The sequence below is a fragment of the Kitasatospora sp. NPDC127111 genome (genome assembly GCF_042677465.1).
In the GTDB taxonomy this organism is placed as follows: domain Bacteria; phylum Actinomycetota; class Actinomycetes; order Streptomycetales; family Streptomycetaceae; genus Kitasatospora.
Genome location: NZ_JBHXTG010000065.1, coordinates 1 through 24003, shown reverse-complemented (window position 1 = coordinate 24003; position 24003 = coordinate 1). Strand labels below are relative to the sequence as shown.

At 70.3% G+C, this 24003-nt stretch carries 20 protein-coding genes, 1 tRNA gene and 2 pseudogenes; 12 read left to right on the top strand and 11 right to left on the bottom strand.

What is annotated here, in order from left to right:
• Window positions 1-75 precede the first annotated feature (75 nt).
• Complete coding sequence (locus ACFVHB_RS30710; protein WP_380328732.1) at window positions 76-741, top strand: TetR/AcrR family transcriptional regulator; 666 nt, start codon at window positions 76-78, stop codon at window positions 739-741.
• A 69-nt stretch (window positions 742-810) separates the two neighbouring features.
• Here the strand turns inward: ACFVHB_RS30710 and ACFVHB_RS30705 are convergent, their stop codons facing one another.
• Entirely contained in the window at window positions 811-1740 is a 930-nt protein-coding gene (locus ACFVHB_RS30705) for an isocitrate lyase/phosphoenolpyruvate mutase family protein (RefSeq protein ID WP_380328730.1), read from the bottom strand.
• 162 nt (window positions 1741-1902) lie between these two features.
• Here ACFVHB_RS30705 and ACFVHB_RS30700 point away from each other — a divergent pair, with 162 nt between their 5' ends.
• Both ACFVHB_RS30700 and ACFVHB_RS30695 read left to right on the top strand, forming a co-directional pair.
• Window positions 1903-2910: an ArsR/SmtB family transcription factor gene (locus tag ACFVHB_RS30700; RefSeq protein WP_380328728.1), complete on the top strand. Its 1008-nt coding sequence runs from the start codon at window positions 1903-1905 to the stop codon at window positions 2908-2910.
• A gap of 186 nt (window positions 2911-3096) precedes the next feature.
• Window positions 3097-3771, top strand: coding sequence for a Crp/Fnr family transcriptional regulator (locus tag ACFVHB_RS30695; protein WP_030240972.1), 675 nt, complete (start codon window positions 3097-3099; stop codon window positions 3769-3771).
• A gap of 63 nt (window positions 3772-3834) precedes the next feature.
• Here ACFVHB_RS30695 and ACFVHB_RS30690 read toward each other — a convergent pair whose 3' ends face one another.
• The 5 genes from ACFVHB_RS30690 to ACFVHB_RS30670 form a co-directional block, all read right to left on the bottom strand.
• Complete coding sequence (locus ACFVHB_RS30690) at window positions 3835-4656, bottom strand: MBL fold metallo-hydrolase (RefSeq protein WP_380328726.1); 822 nt, start codon at window positions 4654-4656, stop codon at window positions 3835-3837.
• A complete protein-coding gene (locus ACFVHB_RS30685; RefSeq protein ID WP_380328724.1) occupies window positions 4653-4829 on the bottom strand; it encodes a hypothetical protein in 177 nt (58 codons plus the stop codon). Before ACFVHB_RS30685 ends, ACFVHB_RS30690 begins: the two co-directional genes overlap by 4 nt.
• A 131-nt stretch (window positions 4830-4960) precedes the next feature.
• Entirely contained in the window at window positions 4961-5827 is an 867-nt protein-coding gene (locus ACFVHB_RS30680) for an NUDIX hydrolase (RefSeq protein WP_380328722.1), read from the bottom strand.
• A gap of 155 nt (window positions 5828-5982) precedes the next feature.
• Complete coding sequence (locus tag ACFVHB_RS30675) at window positions 5983-6453, bottom strand: RidA family protein (protein WP_380328720.1); 471 nt, start codon at window positions 6451-6453, stop codon at window positions 5983-5985.
• A complete protein-coding gene (locus ACFVHB_RS30670; RefSeq protein WP_094743074.1) occupies window positions 6450-6608 on the bottom strand; it encodes a DUF4177 domain-containing protein in 159 nt (52 codons plus the stop codon). The genes ACFVHB_RS30675 and ACFVHB_RS30670 overlap by 4 nt, the downstream gene beginning before the upstream one ends.
• Before the next feature lie 231 nt (window positions 6609-6839).
• Between ACFVHB_RS30670 and ACFVHB_RS30665 the strand changes: the two genes are divergently transcribed.
• Window positions 6840-7970 (top strand): ArsA-related P-loop ATPase, encoded by a 1131-nt coding sequence (locus tag ACFVHB_RS30665; RefSeq protein WP_380328718.1) that lies wholly within the window; start codon window positions 6840-6842, stop codon window positions 7968-7970.
• A 26-nt stretch (window positions 7971-7996) separates the two neighbouring features.
• Window positions 7997-9193, top strand: coding sequence for an ArsA family ATPase (locus tag ACFVHB_RS30660; RefSeq protein ID WP_380328784.1), 1197 nt, complete (start codon window positions 7997-7999; stop codon window positions 9191-9193).
• Between the two features lie 183 nt (window positions 9194-9376).
• Here ACFVHB_RS30660 and ACFVHB_RS30655 read toward each other — a convergent pair whose 3' ends face one another.
• Entirely contained in the window at window positions 9377-9700 is a 324-nt protein-coding gene (locus ACFVHB_RS30655) for a WhiB family transcriptional regulator (RefSeq protein WP_030240986.1), read from the bottom strand.
• A 522-nt stretch (window positions 9701-10222) separates the two neighbouring features.
• Here ACFVHB_RS30655 and ACFVHB_RS30650 point away from each other — a divergent pair.
• A complete protein-coding gene (locus tag ACFVHB_RS30650; RefSeq protein WP_380328716.1) occupies window positions 10223-12442 on the top strand; it encodes a transglycosylase domain-containing protein in 2220 nt (739 codons plus the stop codon).
• Between the two features lie 169 nt (window positions 12443-12611).
• On the opposite strand, the gene ACFVHB_RS30645 is transcribed toward ACFVHB_RS30650, so the two are convergent.
• Window positions 12612-13067 (bottom strand): GatB/YqeY domain-containing protein, encoded by a 456-nt coding sequence (locus tag ACFVHB_RS30645; protein ID WP_380328714.1) that lies wholly within the window; start codon window positions 13065-13067, stop codon window positions 12612-12614.
• Window positions 13068-13156: 89 nt separating this feature from the next.
• Here ACFVHB_RS30645 and ACFVHB_RS30640 point away from each other — a divergent pair, with 89 nt between their 5' ends.
• The 4 genes from ACFVHB_RS30640 (at window position 13157) to ACFVHB_RS30625 (ending at window position 15527) form a co-directional block, all read left to right on the top strand.
• A complete protein-coding gene (locus ACFVHB_RS30640; RefSeq protein ID WP_380328712.1) occupies window positions 13157-13867 on the top strand; it encodes a CGNR zinc finger domain-containing protein in 711 nt (236 codons plus the stop codon).
• Window positions 13868-13872: 5 nt separating this feature from the next.
• A complete protein-coding gene (locus tag ACFVHB_RS30635; protein ID WP_380328711.1) occupies window positions 13873-14304 on the top strand; it encodes an SRPBCC domain-containing protein in 432 nt (143 codons plus the stop codon).
• 107 nt (window positions 14305-14411) lie between these two features.
• Window positions 14412-15353 (top strand): metallophosphoesterase, encoded by a 942-nt coding sequence (locus ACFVHB_RS30630; RefSeq protein ID WP_380328709.1) that lies wholly within the window; start codon window positions 14412-14414, stop codon window positions 15351-15353.
• A gap of 100 nt (window positions 15354-15453) precedes the next feature.
• Window positions 15454-15527 (top strand) — tRNA-Pro (locus ACFVHB_RS30625).
• 129 nt (window positions 15528-15656) lie between these two features.
• Here ACFVHB_RS30625 and ACFVHB_RS30620 read toward each other — a convergent pair.
• Window positions 15657-16544, bottom strand: a pseudogene (locus ACFVHB_RS30620) (LacI family DNA-binding transcriptional regulator); the annotation flags it as partial.
• Window positions 16545-16659: 115 nt separating this feature from the next.
• On the opposite strand from ACFVHB_RS30620, the gene ACFVHB_RS30615 reads away from it, so the two are divergent.
• Together ACFVHB_RS30615 and ACFVHB_RS30610 are read left to right on the top strand one after the other, a co-directional pair.
• The gene (locus ACFVHB_RS30615; RefSeq protein WP_380328707.1) at window positions 16660-20433 is read left to right on the top strand and encodes an NACHT domain-containing protein; all 3774 of its coding nucleotides are present in this window, start codon (window positions 16660-16662) and stop codon (window positions 20431-20433) included.
• Window positions 20434-20890: 457 nt separating this feature from the next.
• Window positions 20891-21394: a hypothetical protein gene (locus ACFVHB_RS30610; protein ID WP_380328785.1), complete on the top strand. Its 504-nt coding sequence runs from the start codon at window positions 20891-20893 to the stop codon at window positions 21392-21394.
• Window positions 21395-21692: 298 nt separating this feature from the next.
• On the opposite strand, the pseudogene ACFVHB_RS30605 reads toward ACFVHB_RS30610, so the two are convergent.
• Window positions 21693-22106: pseudogene (locus ACFVHB_RS30605) on the bottom strand (AraC family transcriptional regulator ligand-binding domain-containing protein); the annotation flags it as partial.
• 258 nt (window positions 22107-22364) lie between these two features.
• The gene (locus tag ACFVHB_RS30600) at window positions 22365-23636 is read right to left on the bottom strand and encodes a hypothetical protein (protein WP_380328705.1); all 1272 of its coding nucleotides are present in this window, start codon (window positions 23634-23636) and stop codon (window positions 22365-22367) included.
• Between the last annotated feature and the right edge of the window lie 367 nt (window positions 23637-24003).

Below are 24003 nucleotides of genomic sequence, written 5' to 3'. Positions count from 1 at the left end.
GATGGGGCGTCACGCCGGGACTATAGCGTCCGAACGGTCGGACGCTATAGGGCTACCGCTGGCTACACTGGCGCGGTGAGCCCGAGAAGATCCGTCGCCGACGCCCGCCGGACCCGCACCGCGATCGTGCGGCGGGGCCTGGACCTCGCCTCCGTCGAGGGGCTGGAGGGGCTGACCATCGGCCGGCTCGCCACCGAACTGTCGATGAGCAAGTCCGGCGTCCTCGGCCACTTCGGCACCAAGGAGAGCCTGCAGCTCGCCGTCGTGGACGAGGGAGTGGAGCTGTTCGTCCGCGAGGTGGTGCGGCGCGCGGCCGCCGCCGACGCCGCCCCCGGACTGCCCCGGCTGCTCGTCCAGTGCGAGGCGTGGATCTCCTACCTGGAGCGCGACCTGCTGCCCGGCGGCTGCTTCTTCACCACCGTGACCGCCGAGTTCGACGACCGGGAGAGCGGACCGGTCCGGTCGGCCGTGGCCGTCAAGAACGCGGCCTGGCAGCGCGAGCTGCGGCGCCAGGCCGAGCTCGCCATCGCCGCCGGGCAGCTGCCCGCGGAGCCGGACGCCGAGCAGGTGGTGTTCGAGCTGACCGGACAGGTGCTCGCCCTCAACCACGCCCGGCGGCTCTACCGGGACGGGGCCGCCGGCGACCGCAGCCGACGGGCGATGCGGCGGCTGCTCGGACTGCCCGCATCGCCCGACGGGCGGACCGAACTGGCCGCGCTGCCGGAGCCCGAGGAGCGCTGAGGCCGAGCAGCACCGGAGCCGCACCCGGGCCGCGCGCGGCACCGGGCGTCGCTCAGCACCGGGCGTGGCTCAGCGCTGGAACAGCCCGTCCAGCTCGCCGAAGCCCAGGGCGCCGTCGAGCCCGGTCAGCGTCCCCGTGCCGAGCAGCTCGGCGGCGGCCCGGCGGGCGGCGGTGTACGCCGCCTGGGCCAGGCCGGTGCCGACGCTGATCCGCCGCACCCCGGTGGCGGCGAGCTCGGCCGCGGTCGGTCCGCCCGGCACCGCCATCGCGTTCACCGGCAGCGGGGAGGCCGCGCAGAGCCGGGCCAGCGCGTCGAGGTCCAGCAGGCCGGGGACGAAGAGACCGTCCGCACCGGCCTCCTCGTACGCCGCCGCGCGGGCCAGCACGTCGTCCAGCCGCCCCTCGGCCGGGCCGACCCCGAACAGGAAGACGTCCGTGCGGGCGTTGAGCACCAGCTCCGGCAGGCCCGCCGCGGCGGCCGCCTCCCGGGCGGCGCGCAGCCGCGCGGCCTGCTCGGCGACCGGGAAGAGCGGTCCGCCGACGGCCTCCGAGTCCTCCAGGTTCACGCCCACCGCACCCGCGCCGATCAGCTCCCGGACGGTCTCGGCGACGTCGACGGGCTTCGGGCCGTAGCCACTCTCGGCGTCGACGGTGACCGGCAGGTCGACGGCCGCGACGACCCGGCGGGCCGCCGCCACCGTCTCCGGCCGGCCGAGCCGCTGGCCGTCCCCGCGCCCGAGCGACCAGGAGACGCCGCCGCTGGTGGTGGCGATGGCGGCCGCACCGGCCGAGGCGATCACGGCGGCGCTGCCGGCGTCCCAGGCGTTCGGCAGGACGAGCACCCGGCCGCTCTCCCCCTCGGCCACCAGCCTCCGCAACCGCAGCGCCCGCTCGCGGAGCGCGGCGGCGGGGGTGCCGGAGGTGGTGTCGGAGGTGGCGTCGGTGGAGGTGGGGTCGGTGGAGGTGGCGTCGGTGGTGCCGGTGGGCTGGGTGGACATGCGGGTCACCGTCTTTCGTGCCGTGGTCGTGCCGTTCTCGCGCGGCGGCGGGCGCTGCGGCGAGTGCCGGGCAGTGGGGCGAGTAGCCTCCGGCATCGTGCGGCCCGGCCCGGGCGGCCTCCAGTGATTAAGCTGAGGCCGAATCTTGAGGGAGGGGGCCGGGTGCGGACGGCGCTGACGTTCTCGGCGAGCGACGTGGCACTGACCCGCTTCGCCGTCTCCCCGATGCAGGAGGTGGTCACCGGCCTGCGCGCCCTCGCCCACACCCCCGTCCCCGCGCTGCACCGCCGCTGGGCCGACCGGGTCCGGCCCCGGCTGGCCGCCGCCGGGCTCGACCGCGGCCCGCTGGCCACGATGGTCCCGCCCACCGGCCACCTGCCCGACTTCCTCAACCCCGCCCCCGCGGGCCCCGCCCCCGCGCTCGCCGAGGAACTGGCCGCGATCACCGCCACCGACGCCGCCCAGGTCCGGGCCGACCTCGACCTCCTGGCCGCCGAGCGCGGCGGCCGGCTGCCGGCCCCGCTGGAGCCGCTGTACCGCGACCCGCCCGCCCACCTCGCCCTGCTCGCCACCGAGATCGAGACGTACTGGCAGGTGGCCCTCGCCCCGTACTGGGACCGGATCCGGGCGCTGCTGGAGGCGGACGTGTTCCACCGGACCCGGCAGGCCGCCGAGCACGGGACCGCCCGGGTCCTGGACGACCTGCACGAGACGGTCCGCTGGGACGGGCGGTCGCTCCGGCTGGAGCACCGGCACTGCGCGGTCGACCGGCTGAACGCCGGCGGCGGGCTCCTGCTGCTCCCCTCCGCCTTCGCCTGGCCACGGGTGCTCACCCGGGTCCTGCCGCCCGACCCGCCGCAGCTCGTCTACCCGGCCCGCGGCCTCGCCACCCTGTGGGAGCCCCGCCCGGGCGCCGACACCGAAGCGCTGGCCGCCGTGGTCGGGAAGACCCGGGCCAGGCTGCTCGCCGAGCTGGACTCCCCCGCCTCCACCACCGAGCTCGCCGGCCGCACCGGCCTGTCCGCCGCCGCGGTCTCCCAGCACCTCACCGCCCTGCGCGCGGCCGGGCTGACCACCGCCCACCGGGCCGGTCACGCCGTGCTCTACGCCCGTACCACCGTCGCCGACCTGCTGCTCGACCCGGCCACCCCGGCGGGTGCACAGGCCTGACGGCCCGGGCTCCGCGGCAGTTCCCGTCGGCCGAAGGACGGTACGAATGGCCCCGCGCAGCACACCTCGGCGCACCCCCTCCTCATATGATCGGAGCGACATGCGCCATGCTTGGTGATGCAGAGCACTGTACGGAACTTGCGCCGACCGGCTTGACCGCCGGCCCGGCCGAGAAGGAGGAAGCACGTGGACGACGTTCTGCGGCGCGCCGCACTCTTCGCGGCACTCGACGACGAACAGGCCGGCGAGCTGCGCGCTTCCATGACCGAGGTCACCCTCGCCCGCGGTGAGTCGCTGTTCCACGAGGGCGACCCGGGCGACCGGCTGTACGTCGTCGCGGAGGGCAAGGTGAAGCTGCACCGCGCCTCGCCGGACGGCCGCGAGAACATGCTCGCCGTCCTCGGCCCCAGCGAGATGATCGGCGAGCTGTCGCTGTTCGACCCGGGCCCGCGCACCGCCACCGCGAGCGCGCTGACCGAGGTCAAGCTGCTCGGCCTCGGCCACGGCGACCTCCAGCCCTGGCTGCACGCCCGGCCCGAGGTGTCGATCGCGCTGCTGCGCGCCATCGCCCGCCGCCTGCGCCGGACCAACGACGTGATGTCCGACCTGGTCTTCTCCGACGTGCCCGGGCGCGTCGCCAAGGCCCTGCTCGACCTCTCCCGCCGCTTCGGCGTGCAGTCCGAGGAGGGCATCCACGTCGCCCACGACCTCACCCAGGAGGAGCTGGCCCAGCTGGTCGGCGCCTCGCGCGAGACGGTCAACAAGGCGCTCGCCGACTTCGCCGGCCGTGGCTGGCTGAAGCTGGAGGCCCGCGCGGTGGTCCTGATGGACGTCGAGCGGCTGTCGCGTCGGTCGCGCTGACGCGTGTGATGCCGCAGGGCCCGGACACCGCCTGGTGTCCGGGCCCTGCGCGCGCCGGGCGGATCAGATCAGCCCGTGCTCCTCCAGGTACTCCAGCTGGGCCCGGACCGACAGCTCGGCGGCCGGCCAGAGCGCGCGGTCCACGTCCGCGTAGACCCGCGCCACCACCTCGGGCGCCGTCCGGTGGCCGGCCTCGACGGCCGTCTCCACCTGGGCGAGCCGCGCGGCCCGGTGCGCGAGGTAGTAGTCGACGGCGCCGAGCGCGTCCGCGAGCACCGGCCCGTGGCCGGGCAGCACGGTCCGGACGCCGTGCTCGGAGGCCATCGTGTGCAGGTGGCGCAGCGAGTCCAGGTAGTCGCCGAGCCGGCCGTCGGGGTGGGCGACCATCGTGGTGCCGCGGCCGAGGACGGTGTCGCCGGTGAGGATCGCGCCGTCGGCGGGCAGGTGGAAGGTCAGCGAGTCCGAGGTGTGGCCGGGGGTGGCGACCACCCGCAGGTCGAGGCCGCCGACGTCCAGCCGCTGCCCGTTGGTCAGCCCCTCGGAGCCGAGCCGGTACGCCGGGTCCAGCGCGCGGACCTCGGTCCGGGTGAGCTCGGCGAACCGGGCCGCGCCCTCGGAGTGGTCGGCGTGGCCGTGGGTGAGCAGGGTGAGCGCGACGCGCTTGCCCCGCTGTTCGGCGGTCTCGATCACCCGGCGCAGGTGGCCCTCGTCGAGCGGGCCCGGGTCGATGACCACCGCGAGGTCCGAGCCGGGCTCGGAGAGCAGCCAGGTGTTGGTGCCGTCCAGCGTCATCGGGGACGGGTTCGGCGCCAGCACGCAGAGCGCCCGGGGGGTGGCCTCGCCGCCGATGGTGGCGGCGGGGTCACCCGGGAGGAGTCCGCTCACCGGCCGCCCTCGCAGGCGCGGTGCAGCGCGCGCAGCGGAAGGGCCCGGACGAGGGCGCGCTGCACGACCTCGGGGAAGGGGACGGGGCCGCTGTCGCAGGCGGGGACACGGGGCTGGAGGCTGCGGGCGGGCATCTCGGCTGCCGTCCGGCGAGCCACGTCGTTGTGGGTCATCGGGCGTCGGTCCTTCCTCGGGTCGGTGTGGTGGAACTCGGGGGTCGTGGGTCGCTGCCGCCGCGGTCGGCCGGTCCGCTGGTCAGTCGGGTCGGCCGGTCAGGCGGTCGGCCGGTCAGGCGGTCAGGCGGTCAGTCGGCTTCGGGAAAGTCTCCGTCGATGGTCAGCTCTTCATACCCCGGCCATCGAACCGTCATTCGGTCGCCCCGGACCTCGGCCCTGCCGAGGATCGGGTCCAGCGACCGGCGCGCGGCGACGTCCAGCGCCTCGGCGGCGCTGCCCACCGGCAGCAGCTCGCGCAGCACCGAGACGGTGGGCGGCAGCATGCCGAACCTGCCCTCCTCGTGGCCGCGGACCGCGTCGGCCGGGGTCAGCCAGGTGACCCGGTCGGCCTCGCCGACCTCCAGCGCCGCGCGCTGGCCGGGCGGCAGGGCGGCGACGAAGAACCAGGTGTCGTACCGGCGCTCCTCGAACTCCGGCGTCATCCAGCGGGCCCACCCGGCCAGCAGGTCGCTGCGGAGCAGCAGGCCGTGCTCGCGGAGGAAGTCGGCGAAGGAGAGCTCGTGGGCCTCCAGGGCGGCGCGCTCGGCGCTCCAGTCCCGGGGCTCGGCGGTACCGCCGTCGGCCGGTCCGGCCAGCAGGACGCCGGCCTCCTCGAAGGTCTCGCGGACCGCGGCGCAGACCACCGCCTGGGCGGTCCGGGCGTCCACCCCCAGCCGCTCGGCCCACTCCTCCGGTCCGGGCCCGGCCCAGCCGAGTTCGGCCTCGGCGTCGCGCGGGTCCACCCCGCCGCCCGGGTAGGCGTACATGCCGCCCGCGAAGGCCATCGACGCGCGCCGGCGCAGCAGGTAGGCCTCCGGCCCGTCGGCCGTGTCCCGCAGCAGCACCACGGTGGCGGCGGGCTTGGGCACCGGCGGGATCACCGCGCCGGACTCGACCGCCCGGATCCGGGCAGGCCAGCCGGGCGGCATCGGGAGCGTCGTTGCTCGATGGTCCATGCCCGGATGCTAAGCGCACGAAGGCGGGGTTGGACAGGCCCAACCCCGCCTCGCGACGGTTCGTAGCGCTTCGTAGCGCTTCGGAGCCCACCGGGGGCTCCGGAGAGCCCCGGCGCCCTGAGGAGGGTTCCGGAGCCCCGGGGGACGGACCGGGCTCAGGCCCCGGCCTTCACCCGGACCTGCAGCTCGACCTCGACCGGAGCGTCCAGCGGCAGCACGGTGACGCCGACCGCGCTGCGGGCGTGCACGCCCGCGTCGCCCAGCACCTGGCCGAGCAGCTCGCTGGCGCCGTTGACGACACCGGGCTGCCCGGTGAAGTCGGCGGCGGAGGCGACGAAGCCGACCACCTTCACGACCCGCTCGATGTTGTCCAGGTCACCGATCACCGACTTCACGGCGGCCAGGGCGTTCAGCGCGCAGATCTGCGCGAGCTCCTTGGCCTCCTCCGGGGACACCTCGGCGCCGACCTTGCCGGTGCTCGGCAGCTTGCCGCCCACCACGGGCAGCTGGCCGGAGGTGAAGACGAACTCGCCCGAACGCAGGGCCGGCACGTAGGCGGCGACCGGCGCGGCGACCGGCGGCAGGGTCAGACCCAGCTCGGCGAGCTTCTCCTCGACCTTGCTCATGCGTTCTTCTCCCGCTTGAAGTAGGCCACCAGCTGCTCCGGGTTCGGCCCGGGCACGACCTGGACGAGCTCCCAGCCGTCCTCGCCGAAGTTGTCCAGGATCTGCTTGGTCGCGTGCACGAGCAGCGGCGCCGTCATGTATTCCCACTTGGTCATGGCCAGACTCTAGACGAGCTGCCCCGGCGAGCCGCGCGGCCCGCGCGCGCGGGTGTGAGGTGGCCCACAAACCGGGCATGATTCAGGCCCGGTCCACCCGATGCTCCCGGCATCCGGCCCGGTCCCTGGTTACGCTCGCGGGGAGAGCACCTGCTCGCGGGAGAGCACCTGTGGGAGGGCACCTGGGCGTGCCGCCCGCGGTCGGCCCTCGGAAACGGACGGAGACGGAGCGTGGCACGCACCCCCGGCCAGGCGGCCCGGCGCGATCCCGACTGGGAGGGCGTCCGGCTGCACGTGGTCAGCGGCAAGGGCGGCACCGGGAAGACCACCCTGGCGGCGGCACTGGCGCTGGCGCTCGCCGCCGAGGGCAGGCGGACCCTGCTGATCGAGGTGGAGGGCCGCCAGGGCATCGCCGAGCTCTTCGGGATCGCCGCGCTGCCGTACGAGGAGCGGCGGATCGCCTCCGTCTCGCGCGCCCAGCTGGGACTGCCGGGCGGTGCGCCTCCGGACGGCGGACCGTCGGACGGCGGGCCTTCGAAGGGGGCCGGTGCCGGTGAGTCCGGCAGCGGAGAGGTCTTCGCGCTGGCCATCGACACCGAGCAGGCGCTGCTCGAGTACCTGGAGATGTTCTACAAGCTCGGCCGGGCCGGCAAGGCGCTGCAGAAGGTCGGCTTCGTCGACTTCGCCACCACCATCGCCCCCGGCGTCCGGGACGTGCTGCTCACCGGCAAGGCCTGCGAGGCCGCCCGGCGCAAGGGCCAGGACGGCAAGCGGGCGTACGACGCGGTGGTGATGGACGCGCCGCCGACCGGCCGGCTCACCCGGTTCCTGAACGTGAACTCCGAGGTGGCCGGGCTGGCCCGGATCGGGCCGATACACACCCAGGCGCAGGCCGTCATGCGGGTGCTGAAGTCGCCGGAGACCGCGGTGCACCTGGTCACCCTGCTGGAGGAGATGCCGGTGCAGGAGACGGTCGACGGCATCGCCGAGCTGCGCGAGGCCGCCCTCCCGGTGGGCGGGGTGATGGTGAACATGGTGCGGCCGCCGGTCCTGGACGCGGCCGCCGTGGCCGCGGTGGACGGGAACCACCGCGAGGAGGTCGCGCTGGCCCTCGGCGAGGCGGGCCTCGGCGGGCGGTCCCGCAAGCCGGACACCGTGCGGGCGGCGGTGGACCCGCTGCTCGACCCACTGCTGGAGCAGGCCCGGGAGCACGCCGAGCGGGTGGAGCTGGAGCGCGAGCAGCGCGCCGACATCCAGCAGCTGAAGCTCCCCACCTACGAACTGCCGCTGCTGGGCGAGGGTGTGGACCTCGGCGGGCTGTACCGGCTGGCGGCCGAACTGAAGCGTCAGGGGGCGGCGTGAGCAGCGGAGGCGTGCGCGGCGGAGGCCTGCGCGGCGAGGGCGTGGACGGCGACGGGAGCGGTGTGCGGGGCAGCGGGCGCCGGCTCGGCGTGGACGGGCTGATCGACAATCCGAAGACCAGGATCATCGTCTGCTGCGGCTCGGGCGGCGTCGGCAAGACCACCACCGCCGCGGCGCTCGGGCTGCGGGCCGCCGAGCGCGGCCGCAAGGTCGTCGTGCTCACCATCGACCCGGCCCGCCGGCTGGCCCAGTCGATGGGCCTGAGCGAGCTGGACAACACCCCGCGGGTGGTCAAGGGCGTCACCGGTGACGGAGAGCTCCAGGCCATGATGCTCGACATGAAGCGGACCTTCGACGAGGTCGTGCTGGCCCACGCCGAGCCGGAACGCGCCCGGGCGATCATGGAGAACCCGTTCTACCAGTCGCTGTCGGCCGGCTTCGCGGGCACCCAGGAGTACATGGCGATGGAGAAGCTCGGCCAGCTCCGCGCGGCCGAGGAGTGGGACCTCATCGTCGTCGACACCCCGCCGTCCCGCTCCGCGCTGGACTTCCTGGACGCGCCGAACCGGCTCGGGTCCTTCCTGGACGGCAAGGTGATCCGCATCCTGACCGCGCCGGCCAAGGTCGGCGGGCGCAGCGCGATGAAGTTCCTGAACGTCGGCATGGGCCTGTTCACCGGCACCCTGGGCAAGATCTTCGGCGCCCAGCTGCTGACCGACGTGCAGACCTTCGTCAGCGCGATGGACTCGATGTTCGGCGGCTTCCGCGAGCGCGCCGACCGGACGTACCAGCTGCTCAAGGCCCCGGGCACGGCGTTCCTGGTGGTGGCCGCGCCGGAGCGGGACGCGCTGCGCGAGGCGGCGTACTTCGTCGACCGGCTGGCGGCCGACCGGATGCCGCTGGCCGGGCTGGTGCTCAACCGGGTGCACGGGACGGGCGCGCCGCAGCTCACCGCGGAGCGGGCGCTGGCGGCGGCCGAGGCCCTGGAGGAGAACGGCTCGGAGAACTCCTCCCCCGAGGCGGAGCTGCTCGCCGCCGGACTGCTGCGGCTGCACGCGGAGCGGATGCAGATCATGGCGCGGGAGCGCCGCACCCGCGACCGCTTCGTCTCTGTCTACCCCGACGTGCCGATCGTCGAGGTCGCCGCACTGCCCGGGGACGTCCACGACCTGGACGGGCTGCGCGCCATCGGCGAGCGCCTCAGCGGGAACGGTGCCGCCTAAGCGCGGTGCCGTCGCGCGGGGCGTCGTCGAGCGGGGCGCCGTGCAGCGCGGTGCCGACGAGCGCGGGCCGCGGAGGAGAAGTGCTGCTCATCGGCCGGACGTGGGGCGTACCGGCCGTACGCGGGCGACCCGGCGTGCGTGGGACGCCCGGTGCGCCGGGGGCGGTCGCACCGCCCGGGACGGTCAGCCCGCCTGGGCGTAGTCCGTCAGTATCACGCCGGTGGCGAGGGACTCCTCGTACTCGGTGCGGGCCGTCTCCAGCAGCCGCCGCCACGAGATCACCGTCGGCCGACGGCGCAGCAGCGCCCGGCGCTCGCGCTCCGTCATCCCGCCCCAGACCCCGAACTCCACCCGGTTGTCCAGTGCGTCCGCCAGGCACTCCGTGCGCACGGGGCACCCGCTGCACACCGCCTTGGCGCGGTTCTGCGCCGCCCCCTGGACGAAAAGTTCGTCCGGATCACTAGTGCGGCAGGCGGCCTGCGCACTCCAGTCGTCTACCCAGCCCATGCCGGCGCCGTCCTCTCCCGAATCGAGGCTCCCCCACGGCGGCAACGGCATATTCACCGTTGCCAGTTGAGGACGTTACGGAAGAACGACAGCTTGCAACAGCCCCTTCGGGCTCAATCTCGAATGACCCGATTGGACTATGGGTATCGGTCAGCTCACTCGTTGGAGTGATCGCAGGTCGCAAGCCTTGCCAAGAACACGGGCACCACTCTCGCCACGCGCGTCGTCACGGAGCGCCACCAAAAACAGGGGTACAGCTGGCAACAGCTGCCTCAAAACCGCCCGAGAAGCGGACAATTCGGGCAATCCTCATCACTCACAAGAGTGAGTCATGCTGACGCACCGAAGCTGTCGCAAGCTTGTGACAAGCCTAGGCGAACACCTGCCCCGCCGGAGGCGATTCGGCAACGTAGGGTTCTCCCCATGGCACCGAAGCGCCCCCAGGCACCCCAGCCCCCAGGCAACACCGGAGCTCCGCGCGGCCAGCGCCGCGGGTCACCGCTGGAATTCGCGGGACACGGAGTGAAGTTCCTGGGTGTCAGCGTGCTCTCCGGAGTCCTGCTCGCCGGCCTCGCCCTGCCCGCCGTCGGCGCCATCGGGCTGACCGCCAAGGACACGGCGGAGAGCTTCGAGGACATCCCCGGCGACTTCAAGACGCCGCCGCTCACCCAGGCGACCCAGATCTTCGACGCCAAGGGCCAGCTGATGGCCAAGGTCTACGAGCGCGACCGCACCGTCCTCACCATGGACCAGATGTCGCCGTACATGCGCCAGGCCCAGGTGGACATCGAGGACGCCCGCTTCTACGAGCACGGCGCCGTCGACCTCAAGGGCGTGCTCCGCGCGGTCGGCAAGAACGCGGAGAGCGGCACCGCCGCCCAGGGCGCCTCGACGCTGACCCAGCAGTACGTGAAGAACGTCAACGTCGAGAAGGCCGGCGACGACCAGGCCGCCGTCCTGGAGGCCCAGCGCAAGACCCTGGGCCGCAAGATCCAGGAGCTGAAGGTCGCCATCAAGCTGGAGGAGGACCTGACGAAGGACCAGATCCTCACCAACTACCTCAACATCACCTTCTACGGCCACCAGGCCTACGGGGTCGAGGCCGCCTCCCAGCGGTACTTCAGCAAGAGCAACAAGGACCTCACCATCGCCGAGGCCGCCACCCTGGCCGGCATGGTGCAGAACCCCTCGCAGTACGACGCGGTGCGCTACCCCGAGAACACCGTCAAGCGGCGCAACGTCGTGATCGACAAGATGCTCGAGGCCAAGCACATCACCGCGGACCAGGCCAAGGAGGCCAAGGCCGCCCCGCTGGGCCTGAAGTTCAAGGACCCGCAGAACGGCTGCATCACCGCCAACGCCGGCATGGGCTTCTTCTGCGACTACGTCCGCCACGTGATCAAGCAGGACCCGATCTTCGGCAAGACCGCCGCCGAGCGGAAGAAGTTCTGGGACCAGGGCGGCCTGAACATCTACACCACCCTCGACCCGGACAAGCAGGCCGCCGCGCAGAACGCCGTGACCAGCAAGGTGAAGGTCACCGACCAGGTCTCGGCCGCCGCCACCATGATGGAGCCGGGCACCGGCAAGATCCTGGCGATGGCCCAGACCCGCCCGTACGGCCTGGACCCGAACAAGAACCAGACCGTGGTCAATCTCAACGTCGACGCCGCGATGGGCGGCGGCAACGGCTTCCAGACCGGTTCGACGTTCAAGCCGATCCTGGCCGCGGCCGCCCTGGAGTCGGGCATGGCGCCCACCCAGCCGTTCCCGTCCGAGAACAAGATCGACTACCCGTCGATGTCCACCTGCTCGGGCACCTGGAAGAACACCGACAAGCCCAAGGCCACGGTGAAGAACGAGTCCGAGAAGGAAGTCGGACCGTACGAGCTGAAGCAGGCCATGGCCCTGTCGGTCAACACCTACTTCGTGCAGATGGAGCAGCAGGTCGGCCTCTGCGCGATGAAGCAGATGGCCAACAAGCTCGGCATCACCCAGTCCGCGAAGGGCGACCCGTTCCAGGAGGTGCCCTCGATGGTCCTCGGCACGCTGGAGCTCAGCCCGCTGACCATGGCGAACGTCTACGCGACCTTCGCCGCCCGCGGCAAGTACTGCACCCCGGTCGCGATCAACAAGATCACCACGGTGGACGGCAAGGACGTGAAGGTCCCGCAGTCGACCTGCAGCCAGGCCTTCTCCGAGAGCACCGCGGACAACCTGAACACCGTCCTGCTGAACGTGACCGAGAAGGGCACCGCGGCCGCGCTCGGCCTCGACGACGGCCGGCAGATCGCCGGCAAGACCGGTACCACCGACGAGAAGAAGGCCGCCTGGTTCAGCGGCTACACCCCCTCGCTCGCCACCTCGGTCTGGCTCGGCGGCCCGGCCGGCGGCGTGAAGATGAAGAACATCACCATCGGCGGCAAGTACTACCAGGAGGTGTTCGGTGCCGACGGCCCCGGCCCGATCTGGCAGATGGCGATGAACCAGGCCCTCAAGGGCTCGCCGAAGGAGCAGATCCAGACGGCCAACATCCCGGACCCGGCCCCGAAGGTCGACCCGAACGCGACCCCGCCGGCCACGCCGCCGGGCGGTGACGCGGCCGCCGCGGGCGGCAACCCCGGTGGAAACCCGGGCGGCGGGAACCCCGGCGGCGGGATGATCGGCGGCGGGTTCACCTTCCCGCCGGGGATCATCGGCGGCGGGAACGGCAACGGGAACGGCAACGGGGGCAGGCACTAGCCGGCCCGGTCGGACGACGAGGGGCGCCCTCCGAGCGACTGCTCGGGTGGGCGCCCCTCCTTTTCCTGCCGCCTCCGGGCCCTACGGCGCCTGGGTCTGCGGGCTCTGCCGTCTCCGTCTCCGGGCCCTACCGGCCGGGCCCGGCCAGCGCCCGGTCCCGCCGTTCCGGTCAGCCGGCGAGCGCGGCCTTCACGGCGGCGGCCACCCGGCCGCCCTCGGCCAGCCCGTCCACCTTCGGCTTCACCAGCTTCATCACGGCGCCCATGCCCTGCGGGCCGGTCGCGCCGCTCTCGGCGACGGCGGCGGCCACGATCGCCGCCAGCTCCTCGTCGGTCAGCTGCTTGGGCAGGTAGCCGGCGAGCACCTCGCCCTCCGCCCGCTCCCGCGCGGCCTGATCGGCCCGGCCCGCGCCGTCGAACGCCTCGGCGGCCTCCCGGCGCTTCTTCGCCTCGCGGGCGAGCACCTTCAGCACCTCGGCGTCGGAGAGCTCGCGCTTCTCCTTGCCCGCCACCTCCTCGCTGGTGACGGCGGCGAGGGTGAGCCGGATGGTGGACGAGCGCAGCTCGTCCCGGTCCTTGATGGCAGCCGTGAGGTCCTCCTGCAGCTGCTCCTTGAGCGTGGTCATGGCCCCGAGTCTCCCACCTGGCGCGTTCGGCCGCCCGGCATTAACGCCGGGGGCTTCTCCGGGCGTCGGTAACTCCTTATAGTGGTTACGTGACTGCCACCGAGGAGCCGACCGCAGGGCTGGTCCTGCACTCGCCCGGGGGGACGCGGTACCTCTTCGACCCCGGGGCGCTCTGCCTGGAACTGCTCACCACCGGCGGGCCCGGCGACTACGCGCGGTACGAGGTGCTGCACCGGCCGGAGGACCTGGCCGAGTGGCTCGGGCAGTCCCGGCTGCGACTGCCCGCCGGCGAGGGCACGGGCCCGGATCCCACCTCGGCGGGCCTCGCCATCAGCCCCGACCAGCTGGCCGGCGTCCGCACCCTGCGGGACGCGCTCTGGCGCCTCGCCGCTGCGCGGGCCCACGGCGAGCCCGGGGCGGCCGGGGACTACGCCGTCCTCAACCGGGCCGCCGCCCACCCGCCACTGGTGCCGCAGATCGCCCCGGACGGCACCACCGCGCCTCCCCTGCCCGCCAACGGGGACCAGCTCGCCTCGACCGTCGCCCGCGACGCGATCGCCCTGCTCACCGGCCCGTACGCGGACCGGATCCGCGAGTGCGGCGCCCACGACTGCTACCTGATCTTCGTGGACACCTCGCGCCCCGGGCGGCGGCGCTGGTGCTCGATGGAGCGGTGCGGCAACCGCCACAAGGTCCGGGCCCTGCGCGCCCGGCGCGAGCGGCCGGACGCTCCGGAGGACCCGGCGGGCCAGGCGGGCCCGGCGGGCCCCGCAGGCCCGAACGCCCGAACCGAGGAGTGATCCGGATGCCCGACCGCACCCCCAGCCACCGCCCGGTGGGCCTCACCCGGGACGCCGGCTTCCAGATCGGCGTCTCCCGGACGCTGCCCCACCCCCCGGAGGCCGTCTGGGCGCTGCTGACCTCGCCCGCCGGAGCCGCGCTCTGGCTCGGCCCCGGCGCCCGCCTCACCGAACGGGTCGGCGGACCGGTCACCGCCGCCGACGGCTCCGCCGGCGAACTGCGCAGCCTCCACCCCGGCTCGCGGATCCGGCTCACCTGGCAGCCGGCCGGCCGGGACCGCGCCACCACGGTGCAGGTCACGGTCACCCCCGCCCACGGCGGCACCGTGCTCCGGTTCCACCAGGAGCGGCTCGACGACCCCGCGGAACGCGCCCGGCAGCGCGAGCACTGGCGGGCCGTGATGGACGCCGTCACCGCCGGGCTGGCGCCGCGCTGAGGCCGCCCGGCCGGGGCCGCCGCGCCGCGCGCCCGGAGTACGGCGGCGTGTCCCGGTGCGGCCACCGGGCGTTCACCAGCTGATCCGCCGTCTGAGAGCATGGAGCGATGCGACCGCTGTACTCCGTCCCCCTCGGAATCGCCGCCACCGGCGCCACCTGCCTCGCCTACTCCGTCGGGTACGAGGTCCGTTCCTTCCGGCTCCGCCGGGTCGACGTCCCCGTCCTGCCCCGCGGTGCCCGCCCGATCCGGGTACTGCAGGTCTCCGACATCCACATGGTGAGCGGGCAGGGCAAGAAGCAGCGCTGGCTGCAGAGCCTGGCCGGTCTCCGCCCCGACCTGGTGGTCAACACCGGCGACAACCTCTCCGACCCGCTCGGCGTCCCCGCCACCCTCGACGCGCTCGGGCCGCTGATGGACTTCCCCGGCGTCTACGTCTTCGGTTCGAACGACTACTACGGTCCGGCCCGCAAGAACCCGGCCCGCTACCTCCAGGCGATGCGCAGCGGCATCCACGGCATGAACAACCCCGACGGCACCGCGCGGCGCGGCATCACCGGCGCCGTCCACAACCCGTGGCAGAAGCTGCGCGACGGCTTCGACGCGGCCGGCTGGCTCGACCTCACCAACACCCGGGGCCGGCTGGACATCGCCGGCCTCGACATCGAGTTCACCGGCCTGGACGACCCGCACATCCGCCGCGACCGCTACAGCGAGGTCGCCGGCGGCCCGTCCGCCGACGCCGACCTCTCGCTCGCCGTCGTCCACGCGCCCTACCTGCGCGTCCTGGACGCCTTCACCGCCGACCGCTACCCGCTGATCCTGGCCGGCCACACCCACGGCGGCCAGCTCTGCGTCCCCTTCTACGGCGCCCTGGTCACCAACTGCGACCTCGACGCCAAGCGGGTCAAGGGCCTCTCCACCCACCAGGCCGGCGGCCGCCGCTCCTACCTCCACGTCTCCGCCGGCTGCGGCACCAACCGCTACACCCCGGTCCGCTTCGCCTGCCCCCCGGAGGCCACCCTCCTCACCCTCACCCCCGCCCGCTGACCCGCCCCGGACGCTCGCCGGGAATCGGATTTCGTCTCTCGGCGAGCGTCCGGTAGAGTTCTACTCGTCGCGAAGGAGACGGAGCGACAAACAGAAAGACCGGGGTGTGGCGCAGCTTGGTAGCGCGCTTCGTTCGGGACGAAGAGGCCGTGGGTTCAAATCCCGCCACCCCGACCCAGTAAGACCAGCTCAGGGCCGGTCTCCCGCAAGGGAGACCGGCCCTGACTGGTTTCGCAACGCTGGTGCGGACCCTTGGGGAGTGAGCCGGGGAGTGGATCATGGGAGGCCACTCCGGCGCGGCTTCTACTGACTCTCCCTCAGCAGGGTGTCGAGCGCGGCCACGGGTGATCGGGAACACATCCGCCGACGGGCGGCGAGCGCTTCCTCTCAGATCCGGGTCAGCCCCTCCATGAGTTCGTCGCGCATCTCCTGCGTGACGTGGGAGTAGCGGGCCCCGACAGAGCCATCGAGGTGGCCCATCCGCTCGTCGGTCAGCACCTTGGGCGTCTTCAGCCAGTCCAGCATCACCTTGTGCGCGTGGCGCTCGCCGTGCGCTGTGAGCCCCCGGGCGATCGGCAGCCAGCAGGCCTCCGCCCGTGCCGCCGCGCCTCGTCCCCGGGCGGGGACCCCGGGCCAGGGTTCGGCTAGCACCGGAACCGGGTGCGCAGGCTGCGGCGACTTCTTGGGGTACCAGCCCGTCGCAGCAGGCTGGAACAGCCACTGCGCGAAGCCGCTCCGCCGCCAGTGCGCCGCGTTCTCCCCGCCGGCGCCGTTACGGAGGTAACCGAGATCTGCGATGGCCTTGGTGACGCGCAGCCCCGTGACCTCCGGCACCGTCTCGGGCCGATTCAGCACATTGGAGACGGTGCCGGTAGAGACCCCGGCACGTTGGGCGACGTCGACAAGCTTCACGCCCGTGCGGCGCACCGCGCCGTTGGCGGCTCCGTGGCCGCTGAAGACGTAGGTCCGCCCGTGGCAAGCGCAGGGCTTCGGCTGGTTCCGCTCGATCTGCCTGGCCAGCAGGACGGAGAGGAAGGGCGGGGTGTCGATCGTGTGGTACGAGTCGTCCTTGGGCGGGCAGCGGTGCAACTACCCGTTGTCCAGCTCGTACAGCTGCCACTCGATCCGCACGCTCGTGGGCCGGACGTACTCCGTTTCCAGCCCGACCAGCTCGCCCCACCGCTTGCCCGTGGCCTGGCGCCATCCAGTACGCGCCTGCCTGCACAATCTTTCGTCAACTTGCCTACTGACCAGAGCAGTTACCAGTAGGATCGCCCCGTTTAGGCAGCCCGAGCGCGGAGCCACTGTGGACTACAACTACGAGTCACTCCTTAATCAGCGATTCCAGATGCTTTGCCAGTCACTGCTGGTGATCGATTACCCGGGGGTGCAGTGCTTCCCGGTAGGAATGGCTGATGGTGGACGAGATGCGACCGCTCGCACTAGTGGCCATGCCGACATAGTTTTCCAGGTCAAATTTACAGCCAAGCCCAGTTCGATCAAGAATCCGGTTAAGTGGATTACTGATTCCATCGAAGGCGAGCTTGAAAAGATTAAGCGCCTCCAAGAACGGGGCGTCACTAGGTACTTCCTAGTAACCAATCTCGCGGCAAGCGCGAATCTCGACACGGGGACGATCGATAAGGTTGATCGATACCTTCGGGAGCATGTCCCAATCGATGCGCAGTGCTGGTGGAGAGACGACCTCGATCGGCGCCTTGACTCGAATTATGACCTAAAGCTCAGGTATCCGTCTTTGCTTTCCGGAGCGGACCTCCTGCGCCTCATGATCGAAAGAATGGGGCCTGAAGAGAACCGTCGTCGCAGGCATCGCGCCCTGAACTCATACTTTGCACAGCAGTTTGAACAGGACTCCTCGATCAGGTTCAAGCAGGCGGATCTTCTACCCAGCTCACTCTTCAACCTCTTCGTTGATGTTCCAGCAGCACCGACTCTTAGCCCAGATCGCGACAACGATGACACTATCGGGTGCTATGTTGAAGCGGTAAATCGCAGAGTTCGGTTTGACGAGCGACAACCTGATGCTCGAGCGGCCGTAAGCACCTCAGCTGTTTATCGCGCGCTTCGAGGCGACACCACCGATAACCTGCCGCAAAGGCACTACTCTTTGGGCGAGCTTCGATCGCCACTAATAGGAGGCGCCGACCTCCTGCTAGATGCAGAGTTTATCGATGACTTCCCCCAGATTGTGCTAGAGGGTGCGCCTGGGCAAGGAAAGTCCACCCTTGCCCAGTACATCGCCCAGGTGCATCGCGCTCGCCTACTTCAGCACACGGATACAAAACTGCCCAGCTGGCACGCGTCATCTGCTGTCATGATGCCTTTTAAGATTGAACTCCGCGATCTGGCTTCCTGGCTAAACGGATTTGACCCATGGTCAGGAAAGGCAGGAACTCCCCATCAGGGGAAGAAATCCCTCGAAGGGGCGCTTGCTGCGCATGTAGAGAGATATTCTGGCGGACTTGACTTCAGTGTTTCCGATGTCGCATTCATCGTGGAGGAATATCCGGTCCTGATTATCCTTGACGCACTTGACGAGGTGGCAGATCTCGAAGATCGGAATAAGGTGGTCGAAGAGGTAACAGCCGCGACTGCGAGGCTTAGCCATAATGCGCGTCGTGTCCGTTTCCTCGCGACAAGCCGCCCGACGGCCGTGTCAAATGCACCTGCTTTCTCCCGTCAGCGGTTCCAGCACCTCAAACTCGCTGCGATTACCCAGGAGATCGCTCTTGAGTACGCCACTCGATGGGGGAAGGCGCGTAATCTCAAGGAGTTTGACATTGCCGAAATTCGTGACATTCTGTCGCAGAAGATGTCAGCGCCACATATGGCCGAGCTTGCCAAGAATACAATGCAGCTCTCCATTCTTTTGAGCCTGATCTATCACAAGGGGTCAAGCCTTCCCGATAAGCGGACGGAACTCTACGACGCATACATCGACTCATTCTTCAATCGCGAGGTCGAGAAAAGTCCGATAGTTCGCGAGAATAGAAACCTGCTCATCTCCATCCATCAGCACCTTGCCTTCTATATTCACGCTCGGGCTGAGGGAAAGCGCACCACAGGACGCATCGACCGAGACGACCTTCACGCAGTAATCCGAAACCGGCTTAGAGTTCTGCGGCAGCCTGAAAACCTGCTCGATGATCTTCTAACTGGAGTCGAGCGGGTAGTTGCACTTGTCTCGCGAGTCGAAGGCACTTTTGAGTTCGAGGTGCAGCCACTTCGTGAGTATTTTGCTGCCCGGTACCTCTACGACACGGCGCCCTACATTTCGGCCACGCAATCAGCATCAGGCACTAAGCCCGACCGGTTTGAGGCTATCGCCCCAAACCCCTACTGGCTGAACGTAACACGCTTCTTCGCCGGTTGCTTCACCATGGGCGAGCTCTTGGATCTCGCCGAACGTGTCTCAACTCTCTGCAAGAAGCCACAATCCCACGGTCTTAACTACCCTCGCGTACTAGCCCTGTCCCTTCTGCAAGACTGGGTGTTCTTCCAGTCAGTGCCGGCGACTGAACGTCTAATCGACAGTCTATTCGATCGCGCCGGAATCCGTTGGGCAGAGCGCCGTACACGTGGTTTTAGCGTTGGCATTTTCGATGAGTCGGATGTGGACGTTTTCCTTGTGGATAAGGCCGGCGGCTCCTATCTTGTAGATAAGCTGTGGCATATTATCGAATCCGAAGGACCAAGCGAGCGTGTCCGCGCGGCGTGCGAAATTATTCGTCGCCAAAATTCGAACGAATCTATTGCAGTGAGCAAGCTGTGGGCTCGTGGCTTTGAAGCCAAGAAATCGATTTTTGAAAAATCCCATTGGATCACAATCGGTGGATGGCTTGGAGTCTACTCGGAAATTCCGATCGAAAGTCTGGACCAGGATGAGAACGTCCTCCTAGAGCTCCTTCCCAGCCTTGTGGAATCCGGCGGCTCGTTTGATAGTTGCGATACTGAGATCAGGCGCATGGCGGCTGAATACGTTCTCTCGGATCCTGTGGCTGCCAAACCCAGTGGCCTTTTGAACAGGCTTTCATTCATAGTTAACCCGACAGTCTGGACGATGTATGTCCTAGGGCGATCGTCTGTTTCCGTTCTTCGGTTCTTGGAAAGTGTGCTAGGCGACTCACACCCTGAAGAGCGTCGGGAGCCGTATCCTGCGATCTCTCGCTTGGCTGCGCAGATGCTGCAGATGGGGATGCCCGAGTCTGAGAACAGCCTCGCCCCTTGGAGGGGGTTCCTAGAAATCTTGGAGGGCGAATTCGGGGAAACCTGGGCAGGTCTCTGCATTGGCATCGTTTCGGGCGCTGTGAGGGCCCCGCAGGAACGCGGAGCTGGCGCTGATAGGCTTTTTGACAGCAAGTTCCCATTTATCGACCGTGTGAGGAACGCCAAGCGGCGTGGTAAGCAGTCTGCCTGGTGGTCTACTCAGCTGACAGCAGCGGTATCCGGTCAAGAGAAGCTTACAGCGATTGCTACCGCATACGCATGGGCCGAAGCCGAGACAATCGCCGAGATTTGGCCGCTAATTCAATTTACAGTCGAGAGTCTCGATATCGGTGATTTCGATAGGCTCTGTCGATTCGTTAGGATAATTCCGCAATTCTCCCCTCGCTCCCGCAAGTCCATTTCATTGGCTCCTGGGATTAAGATCTTTGCGAGCACTGGCAGCCGGATGCAAGCACTCTTCTTTGAGCGCCTTGAGCCGGGCAGCGAGAAGGATGCATTCATCCTCCGGGCGGGCAAGATGAGCGACAACCCCAAGATGGCTGGCCTATGCATCGACTATGCTTGGGAGCGGTATCTTGCTGGAGCAATCAGCGATTCTGACTTCATTTCAGTAGTCGACCGCCAGTATTCGCCGGGAGTATTCCCATTCGCAGCTGGTCCGCGCTCCCATTTCAAAATTGGGAGGGCTATGCGGCCTCTTGCAGAAAGGGTCCTGGAAAGGCCCTGGGACATGCCGTCTGACATTCTCATGATGACGGAGATTTATTTCTCAAGGCGGAGTAAGTCGGTGAAGCCAGTGCTGAGGATTGCCGAGGAGCAAAATTGGTTCTGACCGCAGACAGAAAGAGCTGAATTGCCGGTTCCTAGTGGATTCCTCGCCTTGTCGTAGGTGATGACGGACCCTGGTCCCTGCGGTCCGACATTGGGGTGCGATACGCGCAGGGAGGCAGGTTCACTGCCCAGGAGCAACAGCGCCGGGCGGGGAGTGAGCCGGGAGTGGATCATTCGGCACTAGCCCTGCTCATCCGCGCGGAGCCAACAGAACCCAATGCATCCACCTGCTAGTCCGGGGATGCGCACAGGCCGCCGGGACGCCCGGATCTCATTCGGGACGAAGAGGCCGTGGGTTCAAATCCCGCCACCCCGACCCAATGCAGAGGCCCTGCCGGAGAAATCCGGCAGGGCCTCTGTCGTGTCTGTCGGCACGGAAGTACGGCAACGCGGCATCGCGGCGGCCCGGACGCCGCGGCCCGGGCCGGTCCCGGAAGCGGGAAGCGGGGAGAGTGATCGTGGATCAGAACCAAACGGTCCACCAGCGCCGGCGTCGGCAGCGGCGTCCTTTCGCCCTGGTGGTGGCAGCGGTCGTGGCGGGAGCCGTCGCCGTCGGGATCGGTGCGGCGAGCGGTTCGCTCGAATCCCACCCGGCGGCCGCCACCGAGGCCGTGGAAACAGCCACCGAGGCTGCGAGCCCGCCCGGGCAGCTCGGTGATCCGGCGGCGGCCACCAAGCCGGCGGGACCGGCCGGCCGAGGCGCGACCGCGTCAGGGAAGCCCGCGCACGACAACGGCAACCGCGTCCCGCTGACGGCCGTTCCGAAGAGCGACCCGGCCAAGGGACTGGTGTACACCGGGCTGGTCGTCGCGCCGGAGAACGACGCCTGCGCGGGCGAGCTCAAGTCCGCGGACGGTCTGTGCACCCACGGACCCGATGCCGCTCCCGAGGGCGTGGACATCCACAAGAGCGTCCCGCCGGTCGTGCCCGCCGCCGCGCCGGCCGGGCCCGGGTCGAGTTGAGCACCGACGAGAACGTCTCGCCGGACCGGGCCAGGTGGCGGTGGACGGTCTTGCGGTCGACGCCGAAGCCGTGCGCGACCTGCTGGAGTGAGCAACGGCCGGGGGGAGCAGCGCGTCGATCAGGTCCCGGATCCGGTCGACGTCGGCTGTGGGCCGGGGGCTGCGATCGCTTCGAGGTAATGGCGGGTGTAGGGCAGCAGCAGGGGGTCGGAGAGCTGGTTGGGGGCGTCGAGGTCGGCGGCGGCGCGACGGCGAGGCTGCGCAGGTGGCGGCTCGCCGCGCCCACCAGCAGTTCGGTGGACTGGCGGCCGGCTGGCCCGGCACTGAGTTGGAGGCCGAGCTGGAGGGTCGCCAGTCCGTTGGCCTCGGTGAGCGTTGCGCGCAGGGCTTCGTTGTGCAGGTGCTGGTGACGCATGATCACTTCCAGCGCGCTTCGGACGTCGGGCTCCTCGCGGGCGGCCAGGCCGATGGGGCCGAGGTTGGCCAGGCGTCCGTTCTCGGCGAGCCTGAGCCCGAAGTCCTCACAGCCGGTCGCCGCGGCCGAGAGCTCGATCAGGTCGACCGCCGCGTCCACGGGGATCCACGTGTTGGGGATCGCGAGGTCGGAGGCGTCGAGGCCCGCCGAGGCGAGGAGAGGCCGCGGATCGGTTCCCAGTGAGCGGACCAGCCCGACGTAGCCGTTGAGCACGGCGTTGCGAGTGAGGGGCTTCATGCGGCTGACGCTTCGCCAGAACTGCCGGTTCACCGACACCGGCGTCGGCACCGACGCCGGCGCGAACGGCCTGCTGTGGACCCTCGACCTGGGCAGCCCACGCTGACGGTCGAGGTCGTAGCAAGGTGTCGAGCGCCGACGCGGGCGACCCCGGCGACATCCGTCGGCCAGACGGCGTACGGGGAAGGCCCCGGAGAGCGAGCTCTCCGAGGCCTTCCCCGTTGGGCCGGCGCCGAGCGGGCGGGCCGGGCGGGCGCTTCAGGAGCGGCGGCGCAGGTGGCGGGCGAGGAGGACGGCGCCGGCGCCGAGGGTGGCGAGCGCCGCGGCGGCCGCGGCCGGGATCACGTTGGACTCGGCGCCGGTGGTGGCGAGCTCACCCGCGACGGGCGCGGTAGCGGGCGCAGTAGCGGGCGCGGCGGAGGAGGCGGCAGCCGGGGCGGCGGGCGCGGCCGGGGCGGCGGCGACCGGCTCGGCCTCGGTCACCGGCTCGGTGGCGGGCTTCACGTCGGTGGCGGGCTTGGTGGGGGCGGGGGCCTTGGCGGGGGCGGGGGCCTTGGCGGGGGCGACGACCTTGATGGTGGTCCCCTTGCCACAGAGGGTGGTCCCCCAGAACGGCGCGTCGCCCTCGTTGACGAAGACGCACGGGTTGATCTCGGTCGCGCCCAGCGGCGTGGCCGCGTCGTACGACACGCGCACCCGGGTCACCGTGGTCTTCCCGGCACCGATGCCGGAGTTGCGGCCCTGCAGGTAGACGCCCGTCGTGCCCGCGTCCCCGGAGACCTTCTTCAGCGTGGTCCAGGCGCCGTCGGCCTTGCGGACCTGCACGGTGGCGTGGGGGTCGGTGAAGAGCACGTTGCCGAGGTTGACGTAGGCGGAGGGGGTGGGGTTGGCCAGCACCGCGTCGAACTCGACCGGCTCCCCGCCGGCGACGGCCGTGGCGGGCACGTGGGCCAGCGAGCCGCGGATGGACTCGACCTTGATCGTCTTGAACTGCTCGGCCACCTTCACCCGCGATCCCGGCACGGTCAGGCCGGAACGCAGGTTGATCGAGTGGAAGCCGCCGTTGGTCGCGCCCTGGTGCGGCAGGCCCATCGGAGCGCCGATGCGCAGGTCCAGCTTCACGGCCTTGCCGGCCGCGACGGTGATGTCGTGCACCATGCCCTGGTAGCTGGCCGACTCGGCGTCCGCGTGGAACTCCAGCGGCACCGCCGTCCACCGGCCGGTCGCCGGGTCCTTGTAATCGATCGTGATCGCGTTCGACGGCGTGCCCGCCTCGGTCTTGGTCTCCAGCCCGAGCGAGAAGGTGGCGGTCTCGGTGCCGGTGTTGGTCACGGTCTCAGTGAACGCGACCGGCTGCCCGGCGAAGCCCACCGACGCCGGGGCCTGGACGCTCAACGTCGCCTCCTTCCCGGCGTCGGCGAAGGCGGCCTGCGCCAGCAGGGCGAGCGAGCCGCCGAGCGCGAGAACGCCGAGGGTGGCGGCGGCGGCGACGGTGCGGCGCGGACGACGGATGCGGATGGTGCTGGACATGGTTCCCCCCAGGAACAAATTGTCGTGGACATGCCGAACACAGGGGCGTGTGGCGACACTGGAAGCGTTTGGATGAGTGGGTGAGTGGCCGAGACGTCCCGCGAACCTGCCGGGTCACGGACGGAGGATCCCCCCGCCTTCGGAAGGTGGCCCCCTTCCGTGCCTCTCACTGAACTAGACGTGCGGCCCCCGCCGGGGTTGCAGGTCGATTCAAAAAACTTTCCGACCACGCCGTCCGGCCGGCCACCGCACCGCTCCACCGCAGGTCACAGGCCTCCGACGGTGGTCACGGAGCACCGGGCAGGGGCCGGAAAACGGCGCGGGCGGCCGGTCCGGTCTCAGTGGGTGAGGTGGGCCCGTTCAGTAC

Bases quoted from the DNA above. Each gene is read 5' to 3' on its own strand.
- ACFVHB_RS30705 (WP_380328730.1), bottom strand. From the start codon at position 1,740: ATGTCCACCCAGCCCACCGGCACCACCGACGCCACCTCCACCGACCCC.
- ACFVHB_RS30675 (WP_380328720.1), bottom strand. From the start codon at position 6,453: ATGAGCAAGGTCGAGGAGAAGCTCGCCGAGCTGGGTCTGACCCTGCCG.
- ACFVHB_RS30600 (WP_380328705.1), bottom strand. From the start codon at position 23,636: ATGTCCAGCACCATCCGCATCCGTCGTCCGCGCCGCACCGTCGCCGCC.
- ACFVHB_RS30670 (WP_094743074.1), bottom strand. From the start codon at position 6,608: ATGACCAAGTGGGAATACATGACGGCGCCGCTGCTCGTGCACGCGACC.
- ACFVHB_RS30645 (WP_380328714.1), bottom strand. From the start codon at position 13,067: ATGACCACGCTCAAGGAGCAGCTGCAGGAGGACCTCACGGCTGCCATC.
- ACFVHB_RS30680 (WP_380328722.1), bottom strand. From the start codon at position 5,827: ATGGACCATCGAGCAACGACGCTCCCGATGCCGCCCGGCTGGCCTGCC.
- ACFVHB_RS30630 (WP_380328709.1), top strand. From the start codon at position 14,412: ATGCGACCGCTGTACTCCGTCCCCCTCGGAATCGCCGCCACCGGCGCC.
- ACFVHB_RS30635 (WP_380328711.1), top strand. From the start codon at position 13,873: ATGCCCGACCGCACCCCCAGCCACCGCCCGGTGGGCCTCACCCGGGAC.
- ACFVHB_RS30685 (WP_380328724.1), bottom strand. From the start codon at position 4,829: ATGACCCACAACGACGTGGCTCGCCGGACGGCAGCCGAGATGCCCGCC.
- ACFVHB_RS30655 (WP_030240986.1), bottom strand. From the start codon at position 9,700: ATGGGCTGGGTAGACGACTGGAGTGCGCAGGCCGCCTGCCGCACTAGT.